Here is a 10,947-nt window from a genome sequence, read left to right on the forward strand (position 1 = left end):
TTTTTCCAGGACAGCCTGCAGGTAAATACCCATGTGCTGTACGAACTGATGATGTTCTACGCCCGCGAGCTTCACGACTCCGAGCGCCGCATGCGCAACCTCGCGCACATGTCCGTCAAAGGGCGCATTGCATCCGCATTACTGCACCTCGAAAACAAATTCGGTACGGAAAACGGTTTCATAAATTTCCCCCTATCCCGGCAAGACGTCGCCTCCTACACCGGCACCACTTACGAAACCGCCTGGCGCATGCTCCAGGAACTGGCGAAAGAGGGCATGATTTCCCTGGAAGACAAACGCTACGCCGTCCTTCAGCACGAAACGCTACGCCACCTCATCCGTTCGGAGGAAAACGGCGAATAAAAAAAGGCCCCCCCAGCCGGGAGCGCCTCTCTATTAAACTCAAACTAATAAACGATTGGATTAAACGGGGATCTTCACCGCCAGCGAGCCCTCCTGCTCATTCAGCTCAAACCCGCCACCCTGCAACTCGGCCAGGTAACCGATGAGCCGGCACATCCGCTGGTCGAGCGTTGCGCGGGCAGGAGAAGGCAACACGCCCGTCATTTCGAAGCGATCGCCCTGCAAGGCGAAACGGATCTCGGGCGCTGCGCCCGGCGCGGCATTCCGGTTCAGGCACCAGGCCAGGTTCAGTACGGTTTGCCGGAGAAATTGTTCGTCGGCAAAAGCCATTTCGCGCTCGTCGTTCATGTCGAAAGTAACGCGGGTTGGGAAGATGTGGGCATAGCGCTCATCATCCACCAACTGCTCCAACATGTGCACGATATTAAAATGTCCGCGGTGGATCACCTGCGAAGCATTCAGCATGTCCTGGATCACTTTAACGTTCTGCAGCTGGAATTCCAGCTCCATCACCTGCAATTTGATAGAACCGGCCTGGCGGCTGATGCGGCCGCCGGAATCGGGTTTAACGGCGTACATCTCAATCAGTTCCACACTGCTCAAAATCGCCGACAGCATACTCCGCAGTTCATGAAACACATCGTTGATTAACCATTTATCGGCCGGGAGGTCGCGTACTCCTGTGGAAGATTTCATTGTTAGCCCCTTGGTTTTTTGTAGTCAGTTTCGAAATATGGATACGGTCCGCCGCTGCGGTTTTACGCATGACTTATACAAAATAGTATTTTTCCGGAAAAGAAATCGTGCTTGCGTCTTTAACCTTATAACAAAGCATTTCTTAAATTGTTGGCAGCCAGCATCTTCCCTAACAATTTCCGAAAATCGAATTGCGTCAGCGCCTGCAAATGCCGCTGATGGTGCAGATCCGTTCCCGTGAAATCCAGCAATCCTTCTTCCGCCATCTGCACGGCTGCTGCCTGTACCCGGCTGCCGTAATACCCAGTGAAAGACAGGAGATTTGCCTGCAAACGCACGCCGGTAGCGTGAATTTCCCGGTACACATCAAAATCTTTGTGCAGGTAATGGTATCGTTCGGGATGCGCGAGGATGGGTTCATATCCCGCCATCTTCATGTTGAAAAAAATATTTCTATACCCGGCCGGCAATCCCACCCAGGAAAATTCCACCAGCACGTGATTTCCCGCGATGGTCAGCAGGGGCTCACGGTCTTCCAGCAGCGATTCGAAGTAATCATCCATCAGGTATTCCGCGCCGGCGTTCAGTTCTATGGGAATGCCGGCCCGGAGCACTTCCTCCCGGACCTGCTCCAGCTTCGGTAAAATCGTGTCCGCCCCGTTGTTGTACACACCGCACATAATATGCGGCGTGGTGGTGAGATGGGTATATCCCAACTCCGACAGCTGGCGGATGAAGGCCAGCGCAGTTTCCATATCCTGGACGCCATCGTCGAGCCCGGGGAGCAAATGGGAGTGGATATCATGTTTCAATACGTCAAAATGCATTCTTTTCTCCTTTCAATGTGTTCGCCACGGTTAAAAATATGATGCGAAGATCCAGGTAAACGGACCAGTTCTCCATGTACCAAATATCGTGCTCCACGCGCTTGCGCAGATGGGCATCTTCCGTAATCTCGCCCCTGAAACCGTTTACCTGCGCCCATCCGGTGATCCCTGGTTTAAGGAAGTGCCGCACCATATACTGCTTGATGATCGAAGAATATTCTTCGGTGTGCTTCAGCATGTGGGGGCGCGGGCCCACCACCGACATATCCCCCAGCAGCACGTTGAAGAACTGCGGCATCTCGTCGAGGTTCGTTTTCCGGAGGATGCGGCCGATGCGGGTGAACCGCTTATCGTTGCGCGTGGCCTGCTTGGAATTGGCGTCGTTGTTTACGTACATGCTCCGCATCTTCAGGCAGCGGAACGTCCGGTTATTGCGGCCGGTGCGGTGTTGCACGAAAAATACCGGTCCTTTCGACTCCAGCCGGATCAGCAGCGCCAGCAGGGGAATGAGCCAACTGAGCAGGAAAACGCAGACCAGCGAACTGAAGACCAGGTCGAAGATGCGTTTGCGGATGCGGTTGGCGATATCGTCGAGCGGTTCGGAGCGCAGGCTGATGATGGGAATATTGTTGAAATAATCCACATGGATCTGCCGGTTCACGAACATTTTAAAATCCGGAACAAATCTGAAATGAATGAAATGCTGCTCCGCTTCGTACGCCAGTGTGTAGAGATACGGGAACTGTTCGGGAGAAAGCGTGGAATAAATTTCGCGGATATTGTTGTCGCGCGCATAGGGCACACAATCCCGAAGGTTCCCGATCACCGGGTAATACGACAGCTCCTGCACTTTGTTGTATTCCTCGAAATATCCTTCAAACCGCAAATTACTTTTTTCAGAAAGCAGGTTATCGGCCAGCCGTTTCGACATTTCATTATACCCGAGTATCACCATTTTCCGTTCAATCCCTTTCCTGCGGCGGATATGATCGGTGATCCAGTAAAAAAGCAACCGGTTGATGACCACCGCCGCGATGAACAGCGAACAATACATCAGCACGAAAAAGCGGCTGTACAGATGTTGATAGAGAAAAAGAAACCCCAGCAAAATGAGCAAATACATCAGCACCGACTTCGCGGTCTTCCGCGCCATACGCTCGTACGACAGCTGGCTGCTCACGGAATGCAGTCCCGAAGTATACAGCGCCACCGCCCACGCGATGTTGGACATCAGCAGGAACGCATCTGCGCCCTGGTGCGATTGCAGGTCGTATTGCCGCAGGCCCATGCCCGCGAGGAAAAAGAGGCCGTTCAGGCAGATGAAATCCAGGACGAAAATCTGGATGAGAAATATTTTCAGATACCGGTTCAGCATGACTAAATTTTTAAAACGTTCGCTTCAAATCGGCCCATCACTTTATCGATGGACAAATACTCCACGGCATACGAGCGCGCATTTCCGCGCATGCCGGCATGGTCGCCCGTCACCGCGTTGCGGATTCCCGCGTTGAGGGCATCCTGGTTTTCGGCCGGCACCACGATCCCCAGCTGGTAGCCGGAAACGAGGTCGTGCAGGCTGGAACCGGGATTGGCGGTCACCAGCGACAACCCGCCCACCGCCAAAATCGCCGTGAGTTTGGAGGGCATCACCAGGTCGGAGGCGCCGGACTTCTGGATGACCAGGTGCAGGTCGGCCATATTCAGGAAACGGTTGAACTGCTCGATGGGCTGGAGCGGCAGGAAGTGGACGCGGCGCAACCCCATCGCGAGGGCTTTCTCGTGCAGTTTTTCGCGGTACGGACCGGAGCCGCAGATCACGAACTGCACATCTTCACGGTCTTCCAGCGAAGCGGCCGCCAGCAGAATCGATTCCAGGCCCTGTTTCTCACCGATCGCGCCGGAATACAACACTACTTTATGATCCGGCTGGAAGCCGAAAGCTTCTTTCAGCGCCATTCTTCCCGGCAGCGGATGGAACTTGTCCACGTCGGCCCAATTGGGAAACAGTTCGATGCGGCGGTCGAGCTTGCCGCTGATTTGGCGGACCATCCCGTCGGAAATGCTGCTCACGCAGTCGGATTTCCGGAGGATGTACTTTTCCAGCTTCAGCATGGCACTGATCATACCGCCGCTGCGGATCATGTTGAGATCGCGGGCCGCGTCGATCTGGAGGTCCTGGATGTGATAGAGCACTTCGGCGCCCCGGAACCTTTTGTAAAGCAGGGCGAGCAGCCCGAGATGGAAACTCGGCACCACGCTCATGACGTAATCATATTTTTTCGAAGGGAGGATGCGCATCAGCTGCGCGAAAGCCGCCATGGCAAAGGAGACGTCCATCACCATACGCTTTTTGCCGCTCGGATCGGCCGGAACGTATTGCGGGCAGCGGTATACTTTCAGCCGGCCTTCGTGCGATACTTCTTTCCGGAACCAGCGGGCTTTGCGGGAGTAGGGCTCCTGCACTTTCCACTGCGGATAATACGGGTAAGTGGTGATCACGGTGCATTCATACCCGTTGCTCACCAGCCAGCCGATCATCTCGCCGTTGAACTTCCCGATGCCGGTGGGCTCGGGCGCGTAATTTCCTCCTATCAGCAACAATCTCTTGGGCATGTGTTCTATTTTTTCATGACGCGATCGCGGACGTAAGCCGCCGGGTTACCGGAATGAATCTCCCAGGGCGCGATGCTCCTGGTAGCCACGGAATTCACCGTCAGGATGGCGTGCGAACCCAGCCGCACCCCCGGGCAAACCACCGATTTCGCTCCCCCCCAGGCGCCCTCTTCCACATCGATGCGGCCGAGGCGGTAAGGGAAGTCGGTGGCGGTGTAGTCGTGGTTGCCCGTCAGCAGCAGGGCGCCCTGCGAAATGCAGGCGTTGCTGCCGACCGAAACATCTTCCAGGTTATCGATCCACACATCCTCGCCGATCCAGACGTTGTCGCCGAGCGTAAGGCGCCAGGGATTTTTGATCCTGACTTTCGTTTTGATCACCAGGCCATTGCCCACCTTCGCACCAAACATCCGCAGCAGCTTCACTTTCAGGCCGTAGGGCCAGGGCAGCGAACTGTTGAAGATCCAGTAGTTCACGAAATACCAGCTCAGCACTTTCCATTTCGGCCCGGCTACGTAATTGCCGGTCGAGAATTTCGACAAGTCGGTTTGCAGCAGCTCAGATCGCGATGTTGTAATCATTTTTCAAAATTTCTTTCAGTTTCGCCGCGCTGGTGTCGCCCGCCAGCTTGGCTTCAAATTCCTTCACGTTCACATCCACCAGCAGCCGGTACCAATACCCCTGCATGAAGTGGAAAATAAACCCGCGGTACCCGTCCAGGAATCCGAACCGCAGGAAATAGCGGTAACAGAAATACAGTAGGGCGCGGCCGCCGGGCGGGATGGCGGAATAGACCTTTTCCTTTAGGATGCGCTTGCGGCGGGCCTGCCCATTGGTGGACCCCAGCAGGCGCTGGTCCAGCTCCATAAAGCGGTATTTGATATTCAACAGGTCGATCATCTCCCGGATGGCGTAATTATTATGCTTGTTCACCCACCAGTGGATGGAATTCAGGTTGTGGTCGACGAGGTGTTCCTTCAGCATCCGGGTTTCCCCGCTGTTCACCACGATATGTTCGTCCATCCAGCGTTGTTCTACGCTGGCTTTGCCGTTGCGCCAGATGCGGAGCAGTGTGTGGGGATAGAAACCGCCGTAGCGGATCCATTTTTCCTTGAACAGCACTTTCCGGCGGATGTACAACCCTGTCACATTTTCAGGGAAAGATTGCAGCTGTTGATTGATTTCCTGCACCAGCGCGGGCTCCAGGTATTCGTCGGCATCCATCCGCATGACCCAGGGCGTGGCAATACCGCACTGATCCATCCCCCACTGGAACTGATCGGCGTAGCTCTTCCATTTCCGCTGGTGCACCTTTGCCCCGTAGCGCTCCGCGATGGCCAGTGTATCGTCGGTAGAAAAGCAATCCACAATATGGATTTCCGATGCCACCTGCCGGACGCTTTCCAGGCACCTGGCGAGGTGAAGAGATTCGTTATAGGTCAATATGATGACGGCGAGATTCATACAGCTGTTCTTTTTAAAGGGAAATTGCTCACGTTCCGATACATCTCCGCGTAATCGGCGGCCAGTTTTTCTTCGTTAAAATCCGCGCGGATGATCGGCACCGCTTCCTCCCGGATGCGCTGGCGCTCCTGCTTCGCGCGGAAAGCTTCGGTGAGGCGGTTGCGCACTTCGCTGATCCCGAGGGTGGTCACCCAGCCCAGGTTCTTCTCTTTCACGTAGCGCGACAGCCCCACATGTTCGCTCACCAGCACAGGCGTGCCCACCGACAGCGACTCGATCACCGACACCGCGAAATTCTCGTTGTGGGACGTTAATGCGAAGAGGTCCACATCCGCCAGGAACTCGAATTTCTCCCCGCCTTTCTTCCATCCCGCCCATTCCACGCGCCCTTCCAGCCCTTCGGCCGCTATCAGTCCGCGCAATTCGGCCATATACGCCTCGTCGCCCGAGCCCGCGATCTTCAGCACAAAAGGAAAATCCACACCCGCTAATGCTTTGATGAGGATGTCCAGGCCCTTTTTGGGGTCCACACGGGAAAGGAAGCCGATGGTAAATGCGCCGTTCTGTTCATGCACGCGCTCCGGCATATGCGGCAGGTCCACGATATTGTGGATCAGCCCGCCACGCCAGTTGTTGTCGAGCTTCAGGCAGTCGTTCCATTCCACCTCGGAGGTTACGTGCAGGAAGGTTCTCGACAGCAGGTGCTTGCCAACCGTATGATGCAGCAACTTCTTTTTGAGCTGGTTCTTATTCGTAAAAACGTAATCGCACAACATCCCGCGCGGGCTGAGTACGGGTTTCACACCTTTCATCGTGCAGATAAGCGATACCCCCATAATCAGGAAGTTCCACCAGGAATGGATGTGTACGGCATCATATTCCTTCACCGTATGCCACACCGATTTCCACAGCGCGGGCGAAATATGCGTATGGTCTTTGGTGATGCGGCGGAAAAACTGCACGCGCACCCCATCCATCATCACGGGTTTGTCCAGCGGCATGTCCAGCTCGTCGGGACCGTTGGCGGTGGTCGTGTATACGGTCACCGTGTGCCCGATCTGCACGAGGCTTTCGGCCAGCCGCGCCACCGACACAATGGGACCGCCATAGATATAAGCGGGTTTGTAACTTGGTACGATAAACAAAATGTTCATGTCAGTCCTTTAGAATTTCGTGCCTTTGTAGGTCATCTTTTTATAAATACCGCGGGCGTTCACCACTTTGGTGATCATTTCATAGAAATACTTCCGCAGCTTGTCATGTTTCAGGGGAAGATCGTTCGCCATCCGGGCATGTTCCGCGATCATCTTATCCGTTACCGACACCGAAAACGATTCCCCATGCATGCGGTACTCGCCGAGCGTGGCCGGGATATACCCTTTCCGGGTGAGCGGGTCGAGGCAAAGCGTGAGGAGGAATTTGGAATCGGCGGAATACTTCATCGATTTATCGAACCCGCCGGCTTTCCGGTACGCTTCGCGCGTCCAGAAGGCGCTCTGCTGCGCAAACGGCACCCGCTGCAGGTAGCTGATCGCCTTCCAGCCGAGGTTGATGCCTTTGTAGGAATAGGCGATGTCGCCAGTTTCGGAAATGAAGTTATGGTCACCGAACACGAGATCGTATTGCCCGTGTTCGAACTTGCGGACCACCATCTCCAGGGCGTGCGGCAGCAGCCGGTCGTCGGAGTTGATGTAGCAGAGATACTTGCCCGTAGCGGCTTCCATGCCTTTGCGGAGCGCGTCGTACATGCCTTCGTCCTTTTCGGAGATGAGCACATCCACCGTTTGCGGATGCTCCTTCACCAGCTGCACGGTGCGGTCGGTAGAACCGCCGTCCACCACGATCAGCTCAAATCCGCGCCAGGTTTGGCGAAGCAGGCTATCGAGCGTGTCCGTGATATATTTTTCGCCGTTGTAGACAGGCACCACAACGGAAATGAGTTTTTCGGTCATTTTCTGAATTTTTTGATGACGGCCGGGTTGCCGGCCACGATGGCGTATTCGGGAACGTCTTTCGTTACCACCGAACCCGCGCCGATAATGCTGTGCGAGCCGATATTGATGCCGGGCAAGATGATGACGCGGGTCCCAATCCAGACGTCGTCGCCGATCACGACCGGTTTGCGGTGCGTGGCGCCCTGCTCGCGCATGGGAATGTCCGTCCGTTCGAAGTTGTGGCTGCCGGAGAGGATCACCACTTCCGGCCCGAACATCACGTCGTTGCCGATGATCGTATCGTTTCCGATCCATCCGCCGGTATTCAATCCTGAAAAATCACCGATCTGCACATTAATGCCGCTGCCGAAGCGGGTGTTTCTGCCCACTTTGATATTTTTCCCCGCTTTCAGGAAAATCCGCGAAGCCAGCCAGGTGCGGAACGACAGGCAGAGCCCGCCGATGGGCCGCGGCGGATCGGGCAGCCACACGGCCACGCTGTAATAGAGGTACAGCAGGATGCTTTTCTTCAGCGAGATGTTGGAGCGCCGCAGGAAATACAGCGGATTATCGCGGTACATCTTCACCTTCCCGGTGCGCGCGTCGGTTTTTTCTTCAAATAACGGTTCTGTCGCCATGGTGAACGGTGTTTAATTCCGCTTTGAGGGCGGCGATTTCTTCAAAAAATCGGTTGTTGATATCTTCGATGGTCTTATCGGAAGACAGGCTGAAATTGCGGATGCCCGCCAGCTGCTTCATGAGATCCTGCCGCACGGCACTTTTCACGAGGAATTCCGTATTGAGGATATTCCCTGACGCTTTTTTCAGCCAGCCATGCAGGAATGATTTGCGGTATAGTTTGATATGCGCCGTATCCGTACCGGTTTGGCCGATGGAAAACAGCCAGTCCATCCATTTGAACTCCGACACGCCGCTGCCTTCCGTGAAAGGCGTACTGAGCACGAAGCGGCTCCAGGGCACGCGGAGGATATCGGCGATGATGGCGCCGTGCATCGCTTCGGCGATCACCGTTTCGGAAGCGGCGATTTCCTCGAGGGTGTGGACGATGCCGTTTTCGGCGGTGGGGGAAATGAAATGATATCCCAGTTCGTCACAAACCTTTTTCCAATCGAAAAACGGCAGCGACCGGAAGTAGGGGATAACGCTCACCTTATATTTCTTGGGCGTGGCCGCGATGCGCTCGTAATCGGCGGAAAGCCCCAGCGCATAGGCTGCATCCGCGATGAAGGAGTGCTCATGGCCGAAGTAACCGGCGGAAAGCGGCCCCCGCAGGAAACGGACGTCCCAGTTTTCATCGAAAGCAAAAGAGCGGTACGCCGGCCGTACGCCGGTGCCGAACACGATCTTGCGCCGGTTATCCAGGTGGCGGAAAAGCGGGGAATCGTGGCAGAGGATGGACCCTATGCCCACGAAAGCGTTGGGGGACGAGGGGTCGTGCGGACCGAAAAACTGCGGCCACAGCCAGGCGTTGAGATCGTCGCCGAAATTACCCTTTGCGTCTTTATAATAAATGTATTCCATTCGTCTAACTGGTATAAAGGAGTTCAGAAAAATCCGGTTCTTCGGCGTACACGAAATCGTAATACGCACTCATGATGATGGCTCCCGTGGCCGGAACGCTGAAGCGCAGGTGCTGGAACGGCGAAAACGCGAACGTCCAGACCAGGCCGATCGTCATCAGCACAATCACGGGATATAGCGCCAGCGACTGCCCGTTTTTAATAAGGTATAATCCCATCTTCATCAAAAAGAAAAACACCAGCAACACCGAGAAAAACCCGCCGATCCCGCAGTTGATCCACGCACCCATGAGGATCGAGTGGCTGGGAATAAGCTGTTCCTTGGAATAGGCTTTCTCAATATTGAAATCCTCGTCATGGAACATGAGGAGGATCTGGTAGTATTTCAGCGTATGGTCTTTTGCCCAGGAGCCATGCCCGAACACGGGCGCATCGCCGATGGCGGTAACGGCCGCGAAGGTTTCGCCGCGGCCGGTCATCAGCAGCTCCAGCGGGTTGTAGGGATTATCGAGCCGCTCGATTTGTCCACGGGCGTGGTCGCCGCCGAATTCGCCGGCTTTGACCGCGTCCACGTAGAAGATGTAGGTGACCTGGAATATGATCAGGGCGATGACGGAGAAAGCGATGATCTTGGCTTTCGTCAATTTTAACCCCGAATTGAAAAAATAGATGATAATGGCAGACAGGAAAAAAACGACGGCCGTTGACCGGCTGTCGAACGAAACGCAGGTGATCGAATACCCGAAAAGCACTGCCATCACCGCCTTGACATTCCCCCGGCGGTAGAAATACGCGCTGAGGAGATATACGGCGGACGACAGGATAGGCACCATCTTGAACTTGAAATAACTCATATCGGACGTCACGATGTCGTCCGTATAAAAGATATTTTTAATCATGATGAAGAAGAGGTATACCATGATACCTTCGTAACTGTTGAACAGTTTGAACAGCACGAGGAACGACAGCATGGACATGACGATGGACGCCCAACCGCGGAAGTAATTCTGTGGCGTGGTGCCTACCACCATATCGGTCAGGACCTGGAAGAAGAGCAGGAGCGCCAGCGACAGGATGATTTTGCGCAGATAGGGATACCTGGAGAAATCGTCTTTTTTGATGGCGGTTGGCGCAAGTCCGAGCAGCAGGATCTCGCTCAGCCTCAAAGAACCGATGAGGTTGACGTTGACCGTGCTGAGCAGGGCGTAGAGCGCTATTTTTATTTTATTGATCATGACGTGCGAAATGAATGGCTGCTTCCAGGCGGCGGCGGTTCACCGACGCGCTGTATTCCTTCATGAAATCAGCCCGCAGGGCTTCTCCCCGCTGGGGCGACCCTTCGAACCGCAGTAATGCTTCCCGGAACTCTTCGGCCGTGTCCGCCAGGATGAAATGATGGCTTAAAACGCCTTCCACGCCTCGCGGCGTGGCGATGATGGGCGTGTTGAGGGCCATGGCTTCCAGGCATTTGAGGCGGGTGCCGCTGCCGTGGAGCAGGGGGATCACGAC

Annotated in this window: 13 protein-coding genes; 1 reads left to right on the plus strand and 12 read right to left on the minus strand. The window is 55.0% G+C overall.

Annotated features, from left to right (window positions below; translation table 11 throughout):
- A partial coding sequence (locus tag Q0510_RS02575) for a Crp/Fnr family transcriptional regulator (protein ID WP_298707946.1) occupies positions 1-363 on the plus strand: 363 nt, incomplete at its 5' end.
- 60 nt (positions 364-423) lie between these two features.
- On the opposite strand, the gene Q0510_RS02580 is transcribed toward Q0510_RS02575, so the two are convergent.
- The 12 genes from Q0510_RS02580 to Q0510_RS02635 form a co-directional block, all read right to left on the minus strand.
- The gene (locus Q0510_RS02580; RefSeq protein WP_298707948.1) at positions 424-1,059 is read right to left on the minus strand and encodes a hypothetical protein; all 636 of its coding nucleotides are present in this window, start codon (positions 1,057-1,059) and stop codon (positions 424-426) included.
- Positions 1,060-1,184: 125 nt separating this feature from the next.
- Entirely contained in the window at positions 1,185-1,871 is a 687-nt protein-coding gene (locus tag Q0510_RS02585) for a CpsB/CapC family capsule biosynthesis tyrosine phosphatase (protein WP_298707950.1), read from the minus strand.
- 4 nt (positions 1,872-1,875) lie between these two features.
- Positions 1,876-3,261, minus strand: coding sequence for an undecaprenyl-phosphate glucose phosphotransferase (locus Q0510_RS02590; RefSeq protein ID WP_298707952.1), 1,386 nt, complete (start codon positions 3,259-3,261; stop codon positions 1,876-1,878).
- A gap of 2 nt (positions 3,262-3,263) precedes the next feature.
- Positions 3,264-4,499: a WcaI family glycosyltransferase gene (locus Q0510_RS02595; RefSeq protein ID WP_298707954.1), complete on the minus strand. Its 1,236-nt coding sequence runs from the start codon at positions 4,497-4,499 to the stop codon at positions 3,264-3,266.
- Positions 4,500-4,504: 5 nt separating this feature from the next.
- The gene (locus tag Q0510_RS02600) at positions 4,505-5,080 is read right to left on the minus strand and encodes a WcaF family extracellular polysaccharide biosynthesis acetyltransferase (protein WP_298707956.1); all 576 of its coding nucleotides are present in this window, start codon (positions 5,078-5,080) and stop codon (positions 4,505-4,507) included.
- Positions 5,058-5,963, minus strand: coding sequence for a glycosyltransferase family 2 protein (locus tag Q0510_RS02605; protein ID WP_298707958.1), 906 nt, complete (start codon positions 5,961-5,963; stop codon positions 5,058-5,060). Before Q0510_RS02605 ends, Q0510_RS02600 begins: the two co-directional genes overlap by 23 nt.
- Complete coding sequence (locus tag Q0510_RS02610; RefSeq protein WP_298707960.1) at positions 5,960-7,117, minus strand: XrtY-associated glycosyltransferase XYAG1; 1,158 nt, start codon at positions 7,115-7,117, stop codon at positions 5,960-5,962. The genes Q0510_RS02605 and Q0510_RS02610 overlap by 4 nt, the downstream gene beginning before the upstream one ends.
- 9 nt (positions 7,118-7,126) lie before the next feature.
- Positions 7,127-7,915 (minus strand): glycosyltransferase family 2 protein, encoded by a 789-nt coding sequence (locus tag Q0510_RS02615; protein ID WP_298707962.1) that lies wholly within the window; start codon positions 7,913-7,915, stop codon positions 7,127-7,129.
- Positions 7,912-8,535, minus strand: coding sequence for an acyltransferase (locus tag Q0510_RS02620; protein WP_298707964.1), 624 nt, complete (start codon positions 8,533-8,535; stop codon positions 7,912-7,914). Before Q0510_RS02620 ends, Q0510_RS02615 begins: the two co-directional genes overlap by 4 nt.
- On the minus strand, positions 8,513-9,439 hold the full coding sequence (locus Q0510_RS02625) for a hypothetical protein (protein ID WP_298707966.1): 927 nt from the start codon (positions 9,437-9,439) through the stop codon (positions 8,513-8,515). Before Q0510_RS02625 ends, Q0510_RS02620 begins: the two co-directional genes overlap by 23 nt.
- Positions 9,440-9,443: 4 nt before the next feature.
- Positions 9,444-10,673, minus strand: coding sequence for a hypothetical protein (locus Q0510_RS02630; protein ID WP_298707968.1), 1,230 nt, complete (start codon positions 10,671-10,673; stop codon positions 9,444-9,446).
- Positions 10,663-10,947, minus strand: a 285-nt coding sequence (locus tag Q0510_RS02635) for a glycosyltransferase (RefSeq protein ID WP_298707970.1), incomplete at its 5' end; no start/stop codon positions are given. The genes Q0510_RS02635 and Q0510_RS02630, both read right to left, overlap by 11 nt.

The sequence above is a fragment of the uncultured Chitinophaga sp. genome (genome assembly GCF_937874145.1).
In the GTDB taxonomy this organism is placed as follows: Bacteria; Bacteroidota; Bacteroidia; order Chitinophagales; family Chitinophagaceae; genus Chitinophaga.